General features: G+C 70.1%; 17 protein-coding genes. 3 read left to right on the forward strand and 14 right to left on the reverse strand.

The features are described 5' to 3' along the window. Nucleotides 1-43: 43 nt before the first annotated feature. The 5 genes from AOQ53_RS14615 to AOQ53_RS14635 form a co-directional block, all read right to left on the reverse strand. Entirely contained in the window at nt 44-1,426 is a 1,383-nt protein-coding gene (locus AOQ53_RS14615) for a serine/threonine-protein kinase (protein ID WP_059417474.1), read from the reverse strand. 138 nt (nt 1,427-1,564) lie between these two features. After that, nucleotides 1,565-2,011: a DUF6338 family protein gene (locus tag AOQ53_RS46190; RefSeq protein ID WP_269085449.1), complete on the reverse strand. Its 447-nt coding sequence runs from the start codon at nt 2,009-2,011 to the stop codon at nt 1,565-1,567. Nucleotides 2,012-2,060: 49 nt separating this feature from the next. Continuing rightward, the gene (locus AOQ53_RS14620) at nt 2,061-3,329 is read right to left on the reverse strand and encodes an MFS transporter (protein WP_174523286.1); all 1,269 of its coding nucleotides are present in this window, start codon (nt 3,327-3,329) and stop codon (nt 2,061-2,063) included. A gap of 348 nt (nt 3,330-3,677) precedes the next feature. Further along, on the reverse strand, nt 3,678-4,076 hold the full coding sequence (locus tag AOQ53_RS48045) for a hypothetical protein (protein WP_174523287.1): 399 nt from the start codon (nt 4,074-4,076) through the stop codon (nt 3,678-3,680). A gap of 823 nt (nt 4,077-4,899) precedes the next feature. Next, the gene (locus tag AOQ53_RS14635) at nt 4,900-5,157 is read right to left on the reverse strand and encodes a hypothetical protein (protein ID WP_059417477.1); all 258 of its coding nucleotides are present in this window, start codon (nt 5,155-5,157) and stop codon (nt 4,900-4,902) included. A 221-nt stretch (nt 5,158-5,378) separates the two neighbouring features. Between AOQ53_RS14635 and AOQ53_RS14640 the strand changes: the two genes are divergently transcribed. Next, the gene (locus AOQ53_RS14640; RefSeq protein ID WP_148640320.1) at nt 5,379-9,581 is read left to right on the forward strand and encodes an ATP-binding protein; all 4,203 of its coding nucleotides are present in this window, start codon (nt 5,379-5,381) and stop codon (nt 9,579-9,581) included. Between the two features lie 466 nt (nt 9,582-10,047). After that, complete coding sequence (locus AOQ53_RS46200; protein ID WP_236711692.1) at nt 10,048-10,254, forward strand: DUF6183 family protein; 207 nt, start codon at nt 10,048-10,050, stop codon at nt 10,252-10,254. A 131-nt stretch (nt 10,255-10,385) separates the two neighbouring features. Here AOQ53_RS46200 and AOQ53_RS14645 read toward each other — a convergent pair whose 3' ends face one another. After that, a complete protein-coding gene (locus tag AOQ53_RS14645) occupies nt 10,386-10,646 on the reverse strand; it encodes a GlsB/YeaQ/YmgE family stress response membrane protein (protein WP_059417479.1) in 261 nt (86 codons plus the stop codon). 320 nt (nt 10,647-10,966) lie between these two features. On the opposite strand from AOQ53_RS14645, the gene AOQ53_RS14650 reads away from it, so the two are divergent. Then, nucleotides 10,967-12,259: a phosphatase PAP2 family protein gene (locus AOQ53_RS14650; RefSeq protein ID WP_059417480.1), complete on the forward strand. Its 1,293-nt coding sequence runs from the start codon at nt 10,967-10,969 to the stop codon at nt 12,257-12,259. Here AOQ53_RS14650 and AOQ53_RS14655 read toward each other — a convergent pair. The 8 genes from AOQ53_RS14655 to AOQ53_RS14690 all read right to left on the reverse strand — a co-directional run. Further along, nucleotides 12,249-12,623: a hypothetical protein gene (locus AOQ53_RS14655; protein ID WP_174523288.1), complete on the reverse strand. Its 375-nt coding sequence runs from the start codon at nt 12,621-12,623 to the stop codon at nt 12,249-12,251. The genes AOQ53_RS14650 and AOQ53_RS14655 overlap by 11 nt on opposite strands. After that, entirely contained in the window at nt 12,620-14,332 is a 1,713-nt protein-coding gene (ctaD, locus tag AOQ53_RS14660; RefSeq protein WP_174523289.1) for an aa3-type cytochrome oxidase subunit I, read from the reverse strand. The genes AOQ53_RS14655 and ctaD overlap by 4 nt, the downstream gene beginning before the upstream one ends. Before the next feature lie 41 nt (nt 14,333-14,373). Next, the gene (locus AOQ53_RS14665) at nt 14,374-15,654 is read right to left on the reverse strand and encodes an acyltransferase family protein (RefSeq protein ID WP_236711693.1); all 1,281 of its coding nucleotides are present in this window, start codon (nt 15,652-15,654) and stop codon (nt 14,374-14,376) included. Nucleotides 15,655-15,677: 23 nt separating this feature from the next. Continuing rightward, a complete protein-coding gene (locus tag AOQ53_RS14670; protein WP_059417482.1) occupies nt 15,678-16,322 on the reverse strand; it encodes a hypothetical protein in 645 nt (214 codons plus the stop codon). Then, nucleotides 16,319-16,981, reverse strand: a complete 663-nt coding sequence (locus AOQ53_RS14675) for an RNA polymerase sigma factor (RefSeq protein WP_059417483.1) — start codon at nt 16,979-16,981, stop codon at nt 16,319-16,321. The genes AOQ53_RS14670 and AOQ53_RS14675 overlap by 4 nt, the downstream gene beginning before the upstream one ends. 101 nt (nt 16,982-17,082) lie before the next feature. Continuing rightward, nucleotides 17,083-17,325, reverse strand: a complete 243-nt coding sequence (locus tag AOQ53_RS14680) for a hypothetical protein (RefSeq protein ID WP_059417484.1) — start codon at nt 17,323-17,325, stop codon at nt 17,083-17,085. Between the two features lie 45 nt (nt 17,326-17,370). Then, complete coding sequence (locus tag AOQ53_RS14685; RefSeq protein ID WP_148640321.1) at nt 17,371-20,721, reverse strand: SAV_2336 N-terminal domain-related protein; 3,351 nt, start codon at nt 20,719-20,721, stop codon at nt 17,371-17,373. Nucleotides 20,722-20,723: 2 nt separating this feature from the next. After that, nucleotides 20,724-21,418, reverse strand: a 695-nt coding sequence (locus AOQ53_RS14690; protein ID WP_059417486.1) for a MoxR family ATPase, incomplete at its 5' end; no start/stop codon positions are given.

Consider the following 21,418-nt stretch of genomic DNA (forward strand, 5'->3'; position numbering starts at 1 on the left):
TTCAGGGCCCGCCCATTATCGCGGGTCTTCAGGGGCGTACGGGTCAGAAGGGTGTACTGGCCGCGTATGCCTCGCGCAGCCGCTGCGCGGTGATCCGGGCCTGTGCGGAATGCCGCAGCGAGCGCCGTCGGACGCTGCTCTCGCCGCCGCCCACGATGCCCCGGCCCGCCGGGCGTACCGAGGACCGCGCGATGTCCCGCTCCGCCACCCCGTCCGCCGACCGTTGCCCTGCTGCAGGGGAGGCGGGCGCGTCGTCGGCCGGCGGGGACGCGGGGGTGTCGACGCGGGCGAAGAGCAGACGCGGATCCGTGGGCGGCGGCACCTGGGCAGGCGGCTTCGGCGGGGCGGGCAGGGGCACCTCGGGATCCCGGCGGGTGGGCCGGAATCCGCCCGGCTCCTGCCGGGTCGGCCCGGACTCGGGCATCTCCGGTTCCTGTCGAGGGGGCGGAGCGTCGACCGGGTCGTCGGTCGTACGTGCCCGCGTCCGGGCCGTCGACCCCGCCGTAGCCGGGCGGCTCACCGCGAGCAGGTCGTCGAGGACGTGGGCCGGAGCGGCCGTGTAGTTGGTGAGCCTGCGTCGGGCCTGGGCGACCTTCAGCCCCTGTGCCTCGATCAGCGCCCGGCACCGCCGTACGACATCGTCGAGCGCGGGCCGCTCCTGGGGACGGTGGGCCAGCATCGCCGTCAGCAGCGGCGCGAGCTCCTCCGGCGCTCCCGAGAGGTCCGGCGCGGTCGCGGGATCGACGACCTGATGGAAGAGGAGGTGGATGTTGTCGGCGCGGTAGGGAGCATGCCCCGAGCAGGCGAACAGCAGCACGGCACCCAGCGCGTACACGTCGACCGCGTGTGTCAGCGGCTTCTCACCGTTCGCCTGCTCGGGCGGCATGCACGAGGGCGTGCCGACGACCGTGTTGGCCGCGGTCAGCGACACGCTGGACTCCGCGAACACCGCGAGCCCGAAGTCGATCACCTTCGGTCCGTTGGGGCCGAGGAGCACATTGGCCGGCTTCAGATCGCGGTGCAGCAGCCCCTGCTTGTGCACCGTCGCCAGTGCCTCCGCGAGCGTCGCGCCCAGCGAGGCGGTGAGCAGGGCGTCCAGCGGGCCGTGACTGGCCACGTGCCTGCTGAGGTCCAGCCCCTCGACGTACTCGGTCGCCAGCCACGGCGGGTCCGCCTCCGGATCGGCGTCCAGGAGTGCGGCGATCCGAGCTCCCCAGACCGTCTTGAGGATGTCGATCTCCTGCGCGAACCTGAGCCGGGTCTCGGACTCCACGACGGACGGCTTGATCACCTTCACGGCGGCCGGTTCTCCGCCCGGCGACTCCCCCAGATACACCTGGCCCATGCCGCCCTGCCCGATTCGCCCGAGCAGCTCGTATCCGCCCAGCTCGGCAGGGTCGTCGGGGCTGAGGGGCGAGATGTGCACGTGGGTCCTCACAATCGGGACTGGCTGCCGGGGCAGGCGTTCATCGGCACGTTAGACCACTCCGTGCAGGCAGGATGGGTGACTCCGTGCAGCGGGTGCCTTCCGAGTCAGCCTTCGTCGGACGCACCCGCGTCCGGCTCAGTGGTCGCAGGAGGCGTGGGCGGAGCCTGGGTCGGCTCCGGCCGTCTGCCCACGGGCCTGTAGCCCCTCTTCCCGTTGGGGTCCAACCGCGGTCGTGTTTCGGTCACTGGTCGCCTCTCCGTCTGCAGTTACGGGAGGTACTTCGATGAAGTCGAGACACTCCACGTCGTCCATCCGAATATAGATCCCGCCGGAATGCTCCAGCGGGCGTTCGAACAGTCCGGTGGCGGACAAAGCCCAAGCGGCCTGCGGATACAGGTCTGCGGCTTCCGGGTAGCTCGACGTACAGGAGTCTTCGCCGTAGTACCCGCCAATCCAGCGGCCGCTCTTCAGCCGCGCCCGCACCAGGCAGTGAGGTTTTCTCAGTGACGCGATTCTTCCCGTCCCGTTTGGCGCTGATCGCCGCGATGACAGCTCCGTCGCTGACTGGGAGCGACATGTCAACGAGCAGCGCCCCTGCCATCGGGCAGGACGTTGCGCGAGATGGTCTGTTTCAGGATGCCTTTTGGTCGGCGGGCTTCTCGATCTCGGTGGTCACCCGTGCCCCTCGGAAGAGCACCGGGAGCCACAGGAGACATGCCAGCAGGGGGACCGCGGCGTAGGTGGCCATGCCCACACTGGAGCCCAACCCGTCCATGAGCGCGCCGAGGACGAGATAGCCGATGCCGATGAGCGCCGACTCCACGAATGCGATCACCGACAGCAGGCTCGCCCGGTGGCGCGACGGCACTGCCTCGTTGAACACGTTGTCCACGATCACGGCGGTGATCTCGGGAATCCCGGCCAGGACCAGGAACGCGGCGATGGTGACCCAGACGAGGCCGAGGCCGCTCAGGCCGAGCGCCACGGCGAGCGTCAGGAGAGACACCGGGACGACGACCCGATACCCGATGCGCCGGTCCGCGCGGTCCGACAGCAATGGAGTGAGCCCGCCGGCGAAGAATCCCGCCGCTATGACCACGCTGACCAATGCGGTGCCCGCTCCCTGATCGGAGAGGGTCTTCTGCGTAAAAATGATGTACGGCGTCAAAGTCGCATGCATCAATCCGGACACCACGACAAGCGTCACGAGCGCCGGCGTGGCGACCCGAAGCATCGCCCGCCATGCTGTGGCGTCGCCGTGCTCCTCGGCTCCGTCCTGCTCGTCCACCGCGTCCGCGCCGCGGATCTCGGGCACCCCTGACATCAGCACCACCACGGCCAGGACGAGGCACGCCGCCGAACCGACGTAGACGACTCCCCAGGAAATCTGCTGCAGTTGGCCGCCGAGGACGATGGCGGCTCCCGAGGTGACCGTGCCGAGCATGGCGAACCGGGACTTGATCTTGACGTAGCCGGCCGTTGCACCACGACGCACGAGCAGGTCGTACAGCAGGGCGGTGTCCGAACCGGACACACATGCCATGCCCACGCCCTGCCCGATGAACAGCGCCAGGAACACCCAGTAGTTGGAGAACGCCACCTGACCGAGCAGACATCCAGCTATCAGCATCTGGCCGATCACGATGCCGGCACGCCTGCCGATTCGGTCGGCGATGACTCCCGTCGGCAACTCCGCAAGTCCACTGACCAGGTAGAGCAGTGTCTGAAGGAGGGCCACCTGCCCGACGGAGAAGCCGCGCTGATAAAGGAAGAGGACGAATACGCCGCGCTGGAACAGCGTGTTGGCGAGCACGGCGTATACGTAGAACGGGCGCGTGACACCTCGTGCTGCATCGTCGACTGCAGCCGACCCGCCGAGGGCCTCCGTGGTGCCGGTCATGCTGCGGGCCCCCCTGGTGACGCCGGTGATCATTAGTGCTGGGTCTCCGCCGCCGACCGGAACCTCCGGTCCATACTTCGCGCAGGATATCGGGCCGGCCGTCCGGGAACCGTTGCCAGCGCCGCGGCCATCCTCGGTGGAGGGGTCAATTGCTGGGAGCAGAAGCGTGCATCTTCTGGAAACGGTTGCGTACATCTTGGAGCCAGCGTGGGCGTGAAGTCAGGGAAATCCCAGACCTCGTCACTGAGAAATGAGCTTCGCGAAGCTATGTGAACCGCTCGATTCGGGACGGGTGGGGCAGGTGGGCCCCGATCACCGAGAGACGTGAAGCCCCTGGTAGGACGGTTCTCACCACAAGATCGTCCGCTGAACCATCCGCTGTTCTGGGCTGCTTTCAAGATCACCGGTGCTGTGTGAGTCACCTTCCTGGCTCAGGTCCCGTCGGCTCTCGGCCAGGCACCTCTGCCACAACTCGTACGAGCGCCGTGCCTCGCGAAGTGACTCCCCGGCGAACCGCTTGTCGGCGAAACCGGCCGCGGCGACCTGTTCCACAACGGTCACCAGGTGCGTGGCCGCGCGAGCGATCCGTTCCGCGTGCACGAGTTCCAACTGGGGCCTCAGTTGCTCCTCGCGGCCGGCCACCGTGAAGGGGTCCGCATAGTCGTCGGGTTCGGCATAGGCGGACGGGAGCTGGCCAAGTGGCCGGTTGCGGAAGGCGGCGATCTGTTCGTCCGAGTGCCGCGTCATCGCGGAGATGTGCGACTTCGAAAGCCGAGTGATGCCGAGCGGGTGGGCGGTGGCGACGATGCTGATGAGAGCCTGTCGGCCCGGCCGCGGCACTCCAGAAGCCGGTGCGGAAGTAACTCCGGCCGCTACTCGATCGGGCACGCAAGGGGCACGCTTGGCCTTCTCCCGGCTTCACGGGTGGTGGCCCGCCCCTTTCGGCCCGATCGAGTCTGGTCCGTTCTTACGCGGTCGTCTGCGGCTGTCGCGCTGATACGGCCCTCACTGCCGAGCCCGAGACGAGCACTCCTGACAGAGCGATCAGACTGGTCAGGATGTCCTGGATCTGTGCCGCCGGGGCGTAGACGATCACGATGACGATGAGCAGGGCCGCCCAGCCCTTCGGGCGAGCGATTGACAGTACAGAGCGAGTTGGAGTCACACTCATAGCGGTACCTCCTGGTACTCGGTGCTCGCCCCACCGATCTTGCCGCCAAGCCGGTTCGGTGGGGCGGGCTTCCTCTTGAGACCCATAGTGGCGCCTCTTTGGCCAGGACGTATCTTGAGCGCCTCGGAAAAGGCCCACGGTCCCCCGGACGGTCGATGGTTGAGGCGTGTGCCGGTAGTTCGTGCAGTTCGTGCGCCCTGCAAGGGCCCACGCGGGGCCAAGTCGCCACGCGCCATGCCCGTACCGCGGTCACCGTCGAGGTCACCGACACCACCCTGCACGTCTACGACCACGCACAACCACCCGGGAGCCCGGGTCGGGAGCCCTCCTCGAGGGCCCTCCGGACGGCCGCCGCGACCCACGCGCGGTACGACCGTCCGGGAGCCCCACTTCCCACCCTCACCGACGGTGCGTCATCCGCCGTACCAGGCGCCGGCAGCGGTCTCGCCAGGTCGGTCGCGGCGAGCCGTGCGACGCGTCCAGGATGAGGGCCCGCTCCTTCGGGGTGGCCCCGCGCGTCAGCCAGATCAGCGACAGGTGTCGTACGGCGGTTCGCGCCAGCATGAGCGCGGCGGTCACCGGACCGGTCGGGCCGGGCAGGGCCGGCAGGTGGTCCTGCGCGAGGTTCAGCAGTTCGTGCAGCGTGCCGAGTGACATGTCGGCTCCTTGGCCGTACGAGGTCTTGCCCCGCCTCAGGCTCAACTCGCCCTGTGCGGAGGCCGGTCGGCGACCAGCCCCCCAAGCAGGCCTCGCAGACTGATTTCTTCTCGCGCTCCGCACTCCCGCATCCGGGGAACGGACGCTCGGGACCGTCACGACCTGGCAGGATATGGGGAATTCTTCAGCGCGGTGAGCCGGGGGAAGTGGTGAAGAAATCGGTGAACGCGCGGCCGCTGCTACCGGGACGCGGCCGCCGACTCGACTGGACGTCTGTGGCGGGCTGTTACGACCGCGACACGCGTCCGGAGGCCGCGTGGTTGTGGGAGGCCCTGGCGCATTGGACGGCGGAGCACGGTGACCCCGATACCGGATGCCAGCCGCTGAACGGGACGGTCGGGAAGTGGGTCGGCGGCGGCGCGTCCGCCATGACGGCGTGGCGCAAAGGCCAGTTGTGGAACCTCGAATGGTTCGCCATCGTGCGCGCCCGGGTCGGCTGCGACCCGGACACCTGTGATTCGCCGTACGCGGACGAGGACGAGCTGAGCAGGAAACTCGAACGCGCGGATCAGGAGGAAAAGGCACACCGGCGGTCCGCCCTGGCGCCCTCCCGCCTCCCCGCGCCCCGCACCGGCACGCTCAACACCCGGCTCACCGGGATGCCTGCCCGGCCTGCCCGGACCGCGGCCCCTTGCGTCCCGTCCGACGAGGACGAGATCCGCGTTGCCCTCCGCAAGGTCGACCTGGCCGACCGGCGGACCGTGCGCGCCTGGGAGGCCGTCGTACCCCTGCTGGACGACCCCGGTCGGGCCGGCGTTCACCTGCGTGACGTGTACGTCACTCGCAAGGCCCAGAAGGTGCTCGTCAAGGGCCTGAGGAACCAGTTGGTCAACCGCGGCTCACAGGGCAGCGCCGTGCTCGGCGAGCCGGGCACCGGCAAGAGCTGCGTACTGTGGGGAGTGCGGGAGGAACTGCGCGAAGCGGGGTGGACGGTCGTGGCCGTCTCGGCGGCCGCCCTGCTCGACGCTCCGGACCACCCGGCGGATCTGAAGTTCAGGGAGCTGGTGGCAGCCCTTGAGGCAAAGCAGTCTGCCGTGCGGGCACAGCAGGGATCCGGCCGCGTCGCCCTGTTGCTGGACACCGCGGATCTGCTGCTCCACGACGACACGGACGAGGGACGGGATCGGCTGGTGGCTCTGATCCGGCGCGCCCGCGCGCTGGGCGTGGCCGTCGCCATCGCGTGCCGGTCGGTGGAGGCACGCAGACTGGAGGAGCGCGAGCCGGCGGGCATCGAGGCACTGCTGATCAAGGAGCACCTCGAGGGCTACGACGACGGCCGCACCGCCGCGAGCGCCGTGCAGCACGTCGGCGCCCCATGGGAGCCGGACTCCGAACTCGACCGTGCCGTGGAGGCTCACCTGCGGGTCTTCTGCCGCGACCCAGGCCTGCCGGGCCCACGCGAGGGAGGCGGACATCACGGACGGGGTCCCGCGGAGCCGCTGGTGCAGCGGATGCGTTCCACGCTCGTGTACGCGGCGGCCCGAGGACTGCCGCTCGGACAACTGATCCGGCACCCCCTGTCCCTGCGCATGCTGTTCGACGTCTACGCCCCGGCCGGGCCACGCGACAGGGACCTCGACGTCACCGACCTCTTCCGGGAGTACTGGGCGGCTCGTGTGACCGAGGACATCCGCCACGCCGTGTTCGGCGACGAGCCGACGGACGAAGAGGCCGGGTGGAACCTGTCGGAGGAGGTACGGGTACTGGGCCTGGCGATGCTCCGCGAGGGCAAACCGGAACTGCGCCGCGCTGACGCGGTGACCGCTCTTGTCGCCCATACGGCCCTCAGGCGGCGACGCGCCGAGCGGGCGGTGTCCGTGCTGTTGCGCCGGGGCGTGCTGCGCAAGGTCGAGGGCGGTCGCATCGCCTTCCACCACCAGGCGTTCGCCGAGCACGCGGCCGGTCAGGCCCTGCGGTTCGCCAAGCGCGGGCTCGTCGTGACGGCCGACCGCGTCACCGACCACCCGGACGACCTGCTCCTCGCCGAGGCCGCCCGGCACGCCTTTCACATCGCGGACCGTGAGGGTGTGGCGGGCTGGTACAGCGCGCTGGACAAGCTGATGCGGCACGATCACGCGGCCACCCGCCTTACTGCGCTGCGTATTCACGCCGGCCTGCGCCACCCGCCGGAGGACGCGGTGCGCACGGCCGTCGAGACGCTGCGGAACGCCGATCCCTGGCAGACCACGTCGTACATGACGGTGCTCACCGGCACGAGCAATCCGGCGCCGGCGGCCTGGCCGCGCACCCTGCGCGCCATCTGGGAACGCGAGGACCGCCAGGACCGACGCCGGGTCCTGATCGCCGTCACCCACCTCGCGTACCAGCAGCCTGACGAGGTCGCGACCTTCCTCTCCGCCTTGCGCCTGCTCGGCTTCGAGGAGCGGGAACTGCTCGACTGCCTTCCGCTCGGCAGGGACCTGACCCTTCTCCTGCTGGGTTTCCACACGGCAGCGCCGGAGAAGTGCGCGAGCGCGCTCACCAAGCTGCTGAACGCCGCGGTCGCCTTTCGCAACAAGCCGGTCCTGCTGCACACCCTGGCGGCGCTGTCCCACCTCGCCGCCGAGGACCCCACCCGGTACGGCAAGCACATCGCGAAACTGCCGGAACTCCTCGACGGACTTCAGGAGAAGGCGTGGCGGGCGAGCCTCGACAAACTCCTCCCGGCGGCGGCCGCTGCCTGGGCTGCCGGCTTGCGGACGGCCACCGTTCCGGAGATCGAGGAGACTGTCGGACGTCTGGTGGAGGACCTGTCGGCCGGCTCCCCCGGCCCGTCCGCCGCCCTGCGCCTGCGTGCCCTGGCCGAGGTGCTCGCCACTCGGCCCTCCCGGCCGGTCCAGCGCTTCCTGAAACTCCTCGCCGACGCCGCCGGCTCACCCGAGTCGGCCGAGCACATCGCCAAGTACCTGCTGGCGCCCCTGCTGTCCCAGGAGTCGGCCAGGCCGGGCGTCGCCGCAGCCCGCGACTGGTGCCGGCGGCATCTGAGGCCCACCGAGACAATGGACGTCGAACAAGGCACGACGGGTGTGATCGCCAAGGCCCTCGACAGGGACAAGGTGCCCCTGCCGGCCGAGACCATCGCCGCCTGCCTGTGGCAGCCGCGCGACCCGGACCGCTTGTCCGATTCCAGTCTCCGGCGCTGGCTGAGCGACCCGTGGCCGCACTCCCTCACGGTGGCGGCCGCGGCGGGCCGGCACCCGGTCGCCGAGCGCGCCCTCGCCCTCCACGTCACCACCGCCCCGCCCGCCACCGACGGCTACGCGGTACGGCTGCGGGAGGCCCTCGGCCGCCGTGCCGCGGACCAGCCCGACCGCCTCCTCGGCCCGCTCCACGAGGACGCCGTCCGCAGCGGCGACCTGACAGGCCTCAAGCGGCTCGCCCTGCTCGGCCCCGAGATGCTGACCGGCGTCCTGGAGGATCCCGGCCACCGGGAGACGCTGATCGCGATCGGCAAGAGCCTCCAGGAGTCACCCGCCGGCCTCAAGACCATCGGGCTCAGACTGGAAATGCTGGCGGCCACCCAGGGCGGCCTCCTCCCCGTGACCGTCGACGAGACGCTCGCGTGGCTGAGGGCCACGCGCAACGGGGAGATCCAGAAGACGGTCCTGATGGGCATCGGCGAACAGCTTCACCGGCAGGCGGTGTTGTGGCGCGAGCAGGACCCGCTGGCCCGGTTGGAACCCGTCCTGCGAGCCGTGGAAGAACGGGGCGGGGAGGCGAAGGAGACGGCCGGTCCGCCGTACGATCACCACGGCCGCCAGTTCATGCTGGCGGCCAATGAGGCGTATCTGCTGAGGATCGCCCTGCATGCTCACTTCGACGACATCGAGTCTCGCCCGGTGGCCGAAATCCTCGCGCCACTGGAGGCGTTGGTCTTCGCGGATCTTCCCGTATACCTCCCGGAGGGTGACGGAGGAATTGCCCTGCCCGCATGGCGCCGCCGCTTCCAGCACCTGCCTCACCTGTGTTGCCGCCTCGCCGCCGCGGGCCACGGCGACGCGGCCCGCGCGCTGCTGGACCGCGTCCTCGACTTCACCAACGGGGTGCACCCTTCCGGCAAGGGCAACTGGCGGGAGCGCCTGGCCGACGACTGGCGGTTCTACCTGCGGGTGGTAAGCCTCGAGGACCGTGAGCGCCTGACAGACACGATTCTCGGCTTCGCCCGGAAGGACATCTTCTTCGCCCGGCAGTTGGTGGAGGTGGCGGCCCAGGGCCTCGGCGACATATCGCCGGAGCTGTACGCGTTGATGCGCGACGAGGCGACCCCGGCGGCGCTCATGCCGGCTCTGCGCAGTACGGCGTCCTGGGCAGGCCGTGCGGGGCATGGCGGGCAGTGGACGGAGGTCTTCGCGGAGGTGGCGTGAGAGGCGGTCGCCCGCACGGGGGCCGTTGTGCCGTTACCCGCTCGTACGCCACTCGGCTCGACGTCTCTTCGGTGCCGCGGTCTGTTGTGGGAACGCTGGGCGGAGAGAGGCTTGATTCGCAGCCGAGGTCCGCGTCCGCAAGCGGCGCCCGGGGCGACGCCTATGATCGACCGCTTTCGACGAGTTGCCGGAACAGAATGCGGGGTCCGGCAGTCGAGCTGCGGGCAAGCACCTCGGAGAGTTGGCGCTGATCGGCGCGGGGACTGGGCGGCGGCCCTTGGAGGCGTACTCCGGAAGCCTGCGTGAACTGGGACACCCGCTGGCTCGGCCGCCCAGGACGCGGCGGGACATCGACCATCGCTTCACGGTGCGTGTCCGGGGACTGGGGCCCGGTCAAGACGCCGATGCAGCTCCGGCCGCAAGGAACTGCCCCTGCGAACTCCTCTCGGCTTCGTGCAACGGCGGAGTGAACGGCCAGGGACAGGGCGGGGCGTACGCGCGGCTGTATGCCTGGGACAGCCTGTGCGCGCTCATGGGGCCGCCCGCCGACGAACCACGGACTGGTTCCACCACGACACGTCGGGCGCGGCCTTCGCCGCACTCGATCCCGCCCGGACTCGGGTCGCGGTGCTCACATGAACCGCACCAGTCCAGGTCGGCGGCCACGGCGTAGTGATCCGGCACGCGCTCCAACTCGCCTGGATCCCTGGGGGCCCGCTGCCGACAAGGGCCCGAAGCGGCCCCCAGGGATTCCAGGTCACTGCTCGCACGCCTGGCACGTCGTCCCGTGAGGTGGGTGAACCATCATGCGCGCCGTCGGGCCCACATCGGGGTGACGAACGCGATGAGGACGGCTGCGATGCCGATCTGGAAGATGTGGCGGATCCAGTCGATACCGCCGGTGTCGCGCACACCGAATGCGCTGGCGAGCGCGTTGCCGGCGACGGCCCCGAGGATGCCCATGATGACCGTCAGCCACAGGGGAATGGGCTGACGTCCGGGAATGACGAGCTTGGCCAGCAGGCCGATGACGAGCCCCGCGATGATCGCCCAGAGGAAAGACACGACAACTCCTTCCGTTCAGTGCCCTTTCGGGCACCACACGTGTGCCCGCCGGAGGCCGCCATAACCGTGGTCCGTGACAGGGAGTTCGGCGCCGGTCATGGGGCGCACCACCGCGGCGCAGCTGTCGGCGCGCCGTACCAGTCCAGTCTTCATAAGTACCAGCCCCGGGCGGCACCACTCCGATAGCATGTTCGATCGCGTGACGATCCCACTCATTACAACTAACAAATCGACTAAAACAATTGATACCTATAGCAACGCGGATTTTTCCGCGAATAAGACGTCGAATCACGCTCGCCGCACGGCCTCAACCGCGCACGATGCTGTGGGCCACGGCGGGTGTGGTGACCCTCGGGTTTCTCATCGCGCTGGAGATCGCCGCGCGGCACTACGGGCTGCCCGGGCCGATCACCTGCCAGGTGCAAGAGGTGATCGTCGCGCCCAAGTCGGGCTTCCTGCTGTACGCCTGCATGGCGCTGACGATGGTGGTGCTCACCCGGCGGCAACGATTAGTCGCGCTCGGCGCCGCGATCGGCATCGACGCCGTCTTCCTGGTGGTGCGGTGGGCGGTCGGCGCCGATCTGACCGACGGCCACCCTTTCGGCAACGGCGCGCTGTGGGTGATTCTGGGCCTTGCGGTCATCGCCGTCACGCGCCGCACCGGCCAGGAACGTGTCCTGCTGCTGAAGGGCGTCGGGCTGGGTCTGCTGCTGCTGGCCGGCCGCAAGACCGGTGACACCTGGCTGCTCATCACCTCGAAGACCCGCCCGATGGTGCTCGACCAGTACCTGGCGGCCGCCGACCACGCGCTGGGCAACCCGTCGTGGCTGGTGGGCCGGATCGTCACGGCCACCGGCCTGGTCGGTGCCCGTGCCCTCGACTACGTCTACGCCCAACTGGCGGTGGCCGCGGTCGTCGTCGCGCTGTACCAGCTGCGTCACGTGGCGGTCGAGCGCCGCTTCCCGCGCCATCATCTGGTGCGCACCTTCCTGGTCATCGGCCTCCTCGGGCCGGGCATCTACATGATCTTCCCGGTCGTCGGCCCGATCTTCGTCTACGGCGCCGACGGCGGGCACTGGGCGGTGGCCAACCTGTGGCCGGACCTGCCGCCGCCGATCAGCGCCGCTCCGCACGAGATACCGTTCGACGAGATCACCCCCCGCAACTGCATGCCCAGCCTGCACACGGCGTGGGCCACCGCGATCTTCATCCATTCCCGCAGGGGCCCACGCGTGCTGCGGTACGCGGGCACGTTCTGGCTGATCGCCACGCTCACCGCGACGCTGGGATTCGGCTACCACTACGGCGTGGACCTCGTGGCCGGTGTGGTGTTCACGGTCACGATCGAGGCCGCCCTGCGCTCGCTCGAACGCGGCTGGGACCGGTCGGGAATCCAGCTGGCCACCTACGGAGTGGTGGTCTTCGCCGCGCTCTTGGTGTCCTACCGCTATCTGCCGATGGAGATGGCCGAGCGTCCGTGGCTGTTCGGACCGCTGCTCATCCTGGCGATGGCCTCGGTGATCTACGGCTACGTACGGACCACCAGTCAGTGGGAACAGAAGGCCGTGCCGGCGCCGCAGTCGGAACCGGAACACGAACTGGTCAGCGGGTGAGCAGGACCGTCAGGGCGCTCACTCCGCCCGCGCAGGCGAGGACGGCGCAGGCGCAGGCGGCGTGGCGGCGGAGCAGGGTGTGCCGGAGGGCGGCGTAGCGGCTCTCGTACTCCTGGCGCAGCTCCTCGGCCCGCCGGACCGTGCTGTGCAGCAGCTGACGGGTGACGTCGAGGCGCCGTCGGACGTAGTGGCCGGTGAGTTCCTCGGCCTGTGTGGTGGTCAGCCACGGCATCCGTGCGCAGAGCTCCTCGGCCTCGCGCCGTGCCTGGTCGCGATGGGCGTGCGCGAGGAGGTAGCCCTCGGCCTCGTCGGCCAGCGGTTGCCGCGGGCCGACGTGCGAAGCCTTGTGGCTGCCGCGTCTCACGGCCGTTCGCCCTTGTGCCCGCCGGGCTCGACGACATCGCGTTTGCCGGTGTTCTCCGCCTCGTCCAGCTGGGCCACGTCGGGATGGTGCAGGTCGAAGGCGGGGGACTCGGAGCGGATGCGCGGCAGGGTGACGAAGTTGTGCCGCGGGGGCGGACACGAGGTCGCCCACTCCAGGGAACGCCCGTACCCCCAGGGGTCGTCGACCTCGACCCGCTTGCCCTCCTGGGCGGTCTTCCACACGTTGTACAGGAACGGCAGCGTGGACAGGCCCAGCAGGAACGCGCCGATCGACGAGACGGTGTTGAGGGCGGTGAAGCCGTCCGCGGCGAGGTAGTCGGCGTAGCGGCGGGGCATCCCCTCGGCACCCAGCCAGTGCTGCACCAGGAACGTGGTGTGGAAGCCGACGAAGAGCGTCCAGAAGTGGATCTTCTCGAGGCGTTCGTCCAGCATCGTGCCGGTCATCTTCGGCCACCAGAAGCTGAAGCCGCCGAACATCGCGAAGACGATCGTGCCGAAGAGCACGTAGTGGAAGTGCGCGATCACGAAGTAGGAGTCGGTCACGTGCCAGTCCAGGGGCGGCGAGCCGAGGATGACGCCGGTCAGACCGCCGAAGAGGAACGTGACCAGGAACCCGGCCGCCCACAGCATCGGCGGCTCGAAGGACAGCGAGCCCTTCCACATCGTGCCGATCCAGTTGAAGAACTTCACCCCCGTCGGCACGGCGATCAGATACGTCATGAAGGAGAAGAACGGCAGCAGCACCGCCCCGGTGGCGAACATGTGGTGCGCCCACACCGTCACGGACAGCCCGGCGATGGCGAGCGTGGCGCCGATCAGCCCCGTGTAACCGAAGATCGGCTTGCGCGCGAAGACGGGGATGATCTCGGTGATCACGCCGAAGAACGGCAGGGCCAGGATGTACACCTCGGGGTGGCCGAAGAACCAGAACAAGTGCTGCCAGAGGACCGCCCCGCCGTTCTCCGCGTTGAACACCTGCGCCCCGAAGCGGCGGTCGGCCTCCAGCACCAGCAGCGCGGCGGCCAGCACCGGGAACGCCAGCAGCACCAGCACCGACGTGAGCAGCACGTTCCAGGTGAAGATCGGCATCCGGAACATGGTCATGCCGGGCGCGCGCATGCAGATGATCGTGGTGATGAAGTTGACGGAGCCGAGGATGGTGCCGAACCCGGACAGGGCCAGGCCCATGATCCACAGGTCCCCGCCGACCTGGGGAGTGCGCTCCCCACCGCTGAGCGGGGTGTAGGCGGTCCAGCCGAAGTCGGCGGCGCCCTGGGGGGTGAGCAGGCTGCCGAGCACGATCAGGCCGCCGAAGAGGAACAGCCAGTACGAGAGCATGTTCAGCCGCGGGAAGGCCACGTCCGGGGAGCCGATCTGCAACGGCATGACCGCGTTGGCGAACCCGGCGAACGTCGGCGTCGCGAACAGCAGCAGCATGATCGTGCCGTGCATGGTGAACGCCTGGTTGTACTGCTCGTTGGACAGCCACTGGATCCCCGGCCGGGCCAGCTCGGCCCGGATGGCCATCGCCAGCGCCCCGGCGATCAGGAAGAAGCCGAACGACGTGATCAGGTACAGGTGCCCGATCTTCTTGTGGTCCGTCGTCGTCAGCCAGGAGACGATCACCTGGCCCGGGCCGCGGCGTTCCGCCGCCGGTACCGGAGCAACCGGTTCGGTATGTGTCGCCATGAGCCCCTCGATCGGCAGTGCGTGTCCAACTCGGCGGAAAACTAGTCCTGCTGAGGCGGTACAGCCGTCTGAAGGGGGGCGTCCATGGGCTGAACGGCCGAGCGATCCACGCGAACGAGTGGTGCTCCGTCGATGCCGGGACCGCGTGCCAGCTTTCGGCCCCGTGCCTGGCACGGCGCTTCGATGTAACGGTGGGTCAGCAGACACAGGGGCAGCAGCACGGCGAAGAAGGCCGCTTCGAGCAAGGGATGGTCCTGCTGCCGCCGGCCGATCGTGTGGTCGAACACGGCCAGCAGGAGCGGATGCAGCAGATAGACCGAGTAGCTGAGCGTTCCCAGCCCGGTCAGCTGGTGCGGGATCCGCCGGTGGCGGCACGCCAGTCCGGCTCCGAAGGTGAGTACGGCCAGCAGGAACGCCGTGATCCAGCCGCGTCGCGTGAAGTGGGAGACGTCACCGTGCCAGTACGCGCTGCCCATGGCGCAGGCGGCCACGACGGCACCTGCGCGGGCCGTGCGTCGCCAGGTGCTCCGACCGTGCTCGGCCCGGTGGACGGCGGTGCCGAGGAACATCACGGCCAGGATCACCAGGCCCTCCCAGAGGGGGACCGTGCCGTTGAAGAGGACCAGGACGAGTGCGGCCACACCGCCCAACACGCCCCCGAACACCCGCAGCTCGGGTGACGTGGCACTCGCACAGCAGATGGCGACCGCCATGGCGATCGAGGTGACGGCGACCAGCGGGCCGGTGCCGACCATGTCCGACAGGGCGGAGACCGGCAGCACCACCCCTGCCGCCACGCTCACGGCGGCGACCACGGCCAGGGTGACGGCGACCGTCGCCGACCGCTGGTGGAGGCGGACCGTGAAAAGAGCGACGACCAGCAGGTAGAAGGCCATCTCGTACGAGAGAGTCCACAGGACGAGCAGGAGATTGGGTGTCCCCAGCAACTCCTGGAGCATGGTGACGTGGGCGACAGCCACCGTGACGGCGCCCTGCCGGCCGAAGTCGGGCATCTCCGCGATGCCCAGGACGCCGGCGACGAGGGCCGCCGCGACGACAGCCGCCCACAGGGGGTACACACGGGAAAACCGTCCGATCCAGAACGCCCGGACGCACCCCCGGCGCTCCAGCGACGCGGGCACGATATAGCCGCTCACCAGGAAGAACACCATGATGCCGTAGCGGCTGGTGTTGAACTCCGGCATCAGCTCCCGCCGGAATTCCGGCATGAAGGTGTACGACGAGTGGTCGAACACCACGACGAGTGCCGCGATGCCGCGCAACGCGTCCAGCCAGCCCAGCCGCGACGGACCGTCCGGCACGGCGGGACCGGGTGATCGTGACGTCACCGACGCCGGCCGCTTCGGACGTCAGACAGGGAGACCTTCATCGGCACGCAGGGTTCGGCCTCGCGCTTGGTCGCGTAGAACTCGACCGCGCGGGGCCGGGAGTCGCCCCGGGTGTTCTCGAAGGCCAGCACGTTGCCCCGGCGGAGGGTGACGTCCCAGCCGGCCTTCACGGGGATCAGGGGGCGGCCGTCGACGATCAGAGGGCGGCCATGTACGTCGACCACGGGGGAGACCTGGCTGCGCTCACAGACGTAGCCGGAAGGGAGCAGGACAATGCTCACCTCGATGCCCCACGGACGCACCTTCTCGGCGAGAGCGCGCTGGGCGGGGACACCGATGCTCTGATCCTTCACGGTGAGCCTGACGCTGCCGTCTCCCACCGGCTCCACCGCGTACGCCTTCGAGTGCGCCGGCGCACCGGGCACGACCACCGCGGCGAGCCAGGCCACCGCACAGGCCGCCGCGACGACCGCGATCCGTCGAGGAGCGAGAGAAGCGAGCGGAGCGAGGAAACGGCCGAGGGAGGCCTTCGCCTCGCGCCGGCCCGGCCTGACGTCACCCGGCCCGGTCTCGGCGCTCTCACGCAGCCGGATCTCCCTCTTCAGCTCGTCGAGAAGACGGTCCTCGAATGTCGCCCTCATGCCCGGGCACCTCCCCTTGCGACGTGCAACAGCGACGGGTCCGGGGTCCCCGCTCCCGTGGGACTCGTGGGCCTTGCCTGTGGTGACGCGGGATCGGTCTCCGGTGCCTTGACGTCCGCCTCCTCCCGCAGCGCCTTGCGCGCCCGGTGCAGCCTGACCCGGGCCGTGACCTGGCGGATGCCCAGTGCGGCCGCCGCCTCCGTGACCGTGAGCTGGTCGACCGCGATCAGCTCCATGACGGCCTGCTCGCCCTCGGGAAGGCTCGCCAGCGCGGCCAGCGCACGCCGCCCCGGGCTCTCCGCGTCGAGTCTGTCCTCGATACGGGCGATGTCGTCGGCCTCCAGCAACCGCCGCCCGGAGAAACGCAGATCGCGTTCCGCCTCGCGGGCCACCCGGCGGCGCTCCGACGCCACGACATTGCGGGCGATGCCGTACAGCCACGCCGTCTCGCTGCCGAGGCGGGGCCGGTAGGAGTGGGCCGAGTCGAGTACGGCGAGGAAGATCTCCGCCGTCAGGTCGGCAGCGGTGTGCGGATCGTCGACGCGGCGGGCCACGAAACGCATGACCGCGTCCACGTGGCGCCGGTAGAACTCCTCGAAGAGCCGCGGGTCACGTACCGCCGCGGCGGGCCCACCCCGTAACCGTTCCGCGCCATCCACAAACGACTCCTTCTCGTCGGAGGCTCCCCGGTCCTCCTCGGAAGGTCACCGGAGTCCCGTAAAGGCACTTCACTTGTTCTTGGGCCCAGGCGCGAGAAGCGTTACAGGGGGAGGCGTGTGAGCCGGGCGGGGTGGGCGTCCACGGGGTGCACGCGCCCCGGCAGGACCTCGCGCAGGTCCCACCAGCAGATGGCCTCGATCACATACGTCCTCCTCCACGGCCGAACCCGGCCCAGCCGGGAGTGCGCCAGGCGATGCGGGACGCGCTTGTCGTCCTGGAGGAAAGAAGTGGCGGCCGAATACGTGGTCGCCAGGTGGGCGGGCTTGGAAGAGGAAGCGTTCACGGTGGGGGAACTGCTGATGACGCCTCCCTTCCGTGGCCCGGGAAATCAGGGTGTTTCCGGCCGGACGACGAGTTCCGCCAGGTCGAGAAAGGCGCTCAGGGTCGGTGGCCTCAGGCTGCGCAACTCCCGGAATCCGGGGAAACTCAGGGACTGGTCGAAGGGAACTGCGATCACCTGGTCGGCGGGGACACCGAGCTGACCGTGCAGCCCGACGGGAAGGGGGCGGCCTGGCGTCCTGCCGACCTCGGCAACCACGACTGCTGCCTCATCTGCCAGGTGCTGACGGCCCGATTCGCGCAGCCCGTACAGCAGCCGCTCCGCGGCGTCGAGGGCCGAGCCGGTGGTATCACAGCACAGGATCAGTCGGTCTGCCAGGTCGAGCATGGGGGCGGCCGACTGGTCGAGCCGCGACGGTGCCCAGTCGGTCAGGATGAAGGAGTAGTACGGCGCGGTGCGTGTCAGCACTTGCGCGTAGGCCTGGGCGTGCACCAGGTTCGGGCTGATGTGCCCCGCTGGGTGCGCGGCCACTTCGAGACCTGACGCAAGGCGTGTGGTGCGGGCGCGGACATCCTCGTACGACGGGTCGGGCGGCAGATCCGCGAGGTCTCGCACGGTGGCCGGGTTCCGGTGTGCGAGGAAGGCGTCCAGGGCTCCTTCATAAGCGGCTCCGTCGAGGGCGAGGACGGGCTCTCCGCGGACTGCGGCGAGCAGGGAGCCGAGCACCATCGTCGTCGTCGCCCGCCCACTGCGGTGGTGGACGCCGACCAGGGCAAGGCGCCGGCCGTGGTGCAGCGGTACCCGCAGCCGCTCCAGACGGGCCTTGAGGGCGCGGCGGGCAGCGCCGAACAGGGGAAGGCGAACAGGGGGGTTCTCGGTGAGGTCCGGTGCGATGGTCAGGGGTGGGGTGAGCGGTACCCGCGCCGCCGCCTGGGAAGCGGCCGAGGACGGCGGCGCCTTGGCCGTGTGTTCTGCGCGGGACAGGGCGATGTAGCGGGCCAGAACGTCCGCCGCTTCTCCCGCGGTGGGTCGCTCGGCCGGATCGCTGGCGAGGCAGCGCAGCACGAGCCGTCGCAGCTGTCCCCAGGTTTCCCCCTGCCACAGGTGCATGCCCTCGGGGAGGTGCGGCAGGTCCCGGCCGGGCTTGCTGCTGACGAGTTGGAGTAGTTCGCCCAGCGAACGCACGTTGTCCTCGGGCGTGGGCAGCGGGCCCGGGCCCGCGTACTGCCGGTCCACGGCGCAGTCCGAGAGGTCGTCGAGCACGACCGAGCGCCGCAGCACGAACACGTTCTCGGCGCTGAAGTGCGCGGGCACGAGCCCGTGGACGTGGCACAGGGCGAGGGCGCTCGCCAGGTGCCAGCCGAGCAGGAGGGCGGTGAGCTGGTCGAAGGGCGCGGTGCCGGTGGAGAGGGCCTGGTTGAAGAGGTCCGAGAGGCGGGGCGGGACGGTCGCTGCCGAGCCGTCGTCGATCGGGGTTCTCGCCAGCCACGGCGGGTCGTCCCGCAACCCGTCGGTGAGCAGGGTGGACGCGTACTGCCCGGCCAGCCGGCGCAACGCTTCGGCCTCCACCGTGATCAACTGCCTGCCGTCGGAGGGGAGGCCGGGGCGCGCAGTCCGCACCATGGCGCGGATGCCCTGCTCGTCGACGCCGTCGTACTCGGTCACCCGTCGCAGGTGCCGTCGCCAGCGCAGTCGGTACGGGCCCAGGCGCTGAGGATCCTCGCCGGTCAGCGGCTCCCAGCCGTCACCCGGGGTGACGCTGTGCGCCGAGCCCCACTGCAGCCCGTGCACCCCCGGATCGAATGACATCCCGAAGCGTGCCAGCAGCCTCCGCTCGACGCTCGTGAACGGTCTGTGGGATCCGAGGAGCTGGGCGGAGCCGTCCGGATGGGCGAGCCAGGCGGGGAAGTCGGGGGAGTTGCCCGCGAGCCGTTCCAGATGCCGCCCGATCCTGCGGCTCGTGATGAGCAGTTCGGCCTGCGGGACCGTGTCGAGGAGCACCGACTTCGACTCCTCGGTGAAATCGAAGACCAGGTGCTTGGCGGGCAGCGGCCCCGGCACGGGCGCGGGGTGCGGCCGCATGAGGCCGCCGAGGAACACCTCCGCCAGGTGGCACGTGCGCGCCTGCCACGGCACCGCCGTCTGTACCAGCCGCATGACCGGCACGGTAAGCGGTGAGACGGCCGCAAGATGGGCTGCGAGGCGGTACGCCTCAGGGGTGGCCGCGTCCCTGAAGTACTGGGTGCCGTCCCGGCCAGGGGTGGCGGCCTCGGTGTACGGGCCGGGCCGGGACAACAGCGGCAACTCCACCGTGGCACCGGGCGAGGCGAGCAGGCGGGCCCAGTCCCGCAGCGAGGCGGCCGTCGGCTCCAGGACCGGCACCGGTACGCCGTCGAAGGCGGCGAGGTCGGGCGGCAGGACCGGGTCGGTGATCCCCCAGGAGGCGTTGGCACCGCCGATCCGCCGGGTCGTGGTCTGCCAGCGCTCGGCGCGGATGCCGGACCCGTCCCACAGGTCGCGCGGCAGGGTGTGCAGGAGAGCGAGTGGTCCTTTGGAAGCCCAGCGGGCCAGCTGGTGGTGCATGGTGCCGTTGCGCCAGGCGGTTCCCATGCCGTCGCTGACGACGAACACCAGGGTGTGCCCCGACGGGTCGTCGACCGTGCTCAGCGGCACGGGGGCACTGTCGTGCCGGAACGGACGAGCGTGCAGTCGCGGTTCGCGCGCGCTGCGGGTGTCGAGACCCAGGACACGGGTGGTCGCGAAGGCACCCAGGCGCTCGAGCAGGACGCGCAGTTCGGCACCGAGGCGGTGCCACAGCAGCATCGACAGGCCGTCATCGACGAGCAGCACCAGGTGCAGCCACCGCTCCTGCACGGGCCGCTGCACCACGTCGGGCAGTCGGGTCTCGGCGAGTTCGGCTGCCGTGCGCTCCTCGTCGATCTCCCAGCGGTGGGGACTGGCGCGGCGGCGGCGCAGCGGCCTGAGAGCACGGCCCAGTGCGAGTTCGTGGGGAAGGGCCTTGTCCTCCGGCACCCGGACCGGCAGGGCCCGGCCCGGACCGGGGTCCCTCCGCCGCGCACCGGGAGCCTGCGCGGGGACCGACGCCGGTGTCTGCCGTGCCGCCGCGTACAGCGAAGGAGCTGTGAGGTCGGGCAGGTCGGGGTCGTTCGAACCTGGACCGTGGGGCCGGGGCGGGGCGGGCACGTCCGGTTCGCCGGTGGGCGGCTGCGGCTGCTCCGGGCGGGCGGAGGGCGGGGTGCGGCTGAGCGGTGCGGCGGGCCCGGCGGGCAGCCGGCGGGCCAGCCAGAGCACGTCCAGGACCTGTTCGGCGTCCAGCTGCTGGCCGCAGGCCGACAGGATCCGCAACGCCTCGGCGAGCCGCGCCCCACCCTCCGCCACGGTCACATCGCTCCGGTGAGCTGATGCAGTACGGCGTCCAGCAGGCCCTCTCCGTCGAGGTCGACGCCACCGACGCGCAGGAAGACGGCGTTGAGGAGTTGATCGGTGGCGAGTTCGCCCGGGGCGCGGCGGCGCAGGAACGCGTCGATCAGGTCGTCCGCCTCCCGCAGCGCCTCCTCGCCGAGGTGCGCGGCGACGATGGCGCGCAGCCGTGCCTCGTCGGGCACGGGAAGGTCGAGCCGGATGCAGCGGCGCAGGAAGGCGGGCGGGAAGTCACGTTCGCCGTTGCTGGTGATGACGACGACCGGGAACTCCGCGCACTGGATCCGCCCCTGGTGCACCATCACCGTGCCCCGGTGGTCGGCGGTCTGCACTTCCACGTCGGCCAAGTCCTCCGGCAGCCGCGTCAGTTCGGGAATGTCGAAGTAGCCCTCCTCGAACACGGTGAGCAGATCGTTCGGCAGGTCGACGTCGCCCTTGTCCATCTCGTCGACCAGCAGGGCGCGCGGCGTCGGCGAGGGCACCAGGGCGGTGCCGAGCGGGCCGAGCCGGATGAACGTGCCGATGGAAGGCTGGCGTTCGCCTCGGTCGCGGCTGAGCGTCGCCTCCCGCAATCGGCCGATCGCGTCGTACTGGTAGAGGGCCTCCCGTACGGTGGAGCGGCTGTTGATGGACCAGCGCAGCAGCTCGCCCAGTT

It is taken from the genome of Streptomyces azureus, assembly GCF_001270025.1.
Classification (GTDB): domain Bacteria; phylum Actinomycetota; class Actinomycetes; order Streptomycetales; family Streptomycetaceae; genus Streptomyces; species Streptomyces azureus.

Coding starts and splice junctions, on each gene's coding strand:
- AOQ53_RS14670 (WP_059417482.1), bottom strand. CDS start 16,322: ATGAGGGCGACATTCGAGGACCGTCTTCTCGACGAGCTGAAGAGGGAG.
- AOQ53_RS14635 (WP_059417477.1), bottom strand. CDS start 5,157: ATGTCACTCGGCACGCTGCACGAACTGCTGAACCTCGCGCAGGACCAC.
- ctaD (WP_174523289.1), bottom strand. CDS start 14,332: ATGGCGACACATACCGAACCGGTTGCTCCGGTACCGGCGGCGGAACGC.
- AOQ53_RS48045 (WP_174523287.1), bottom strand. CDS start 4,076: ATGACGCGGCACTCGGACGAACAGATCGCCGCCTTCCGCAACCGGCCA.
- AOQ53_RS14650 (WP_059417480.1), top strand. CDS start 10,967: ATGCTGTGGGCCACGGCGGGTGTGGTGACCCTCGGGTTTCTCATCGCG.
- AOQ53_RS14620 (WP_174523286.1), bottom strand. CDS start 3,329: ATGACCGGCACCACGGAGGCCCTCGGCGGGTCGGCTGCAGTCGACGAT.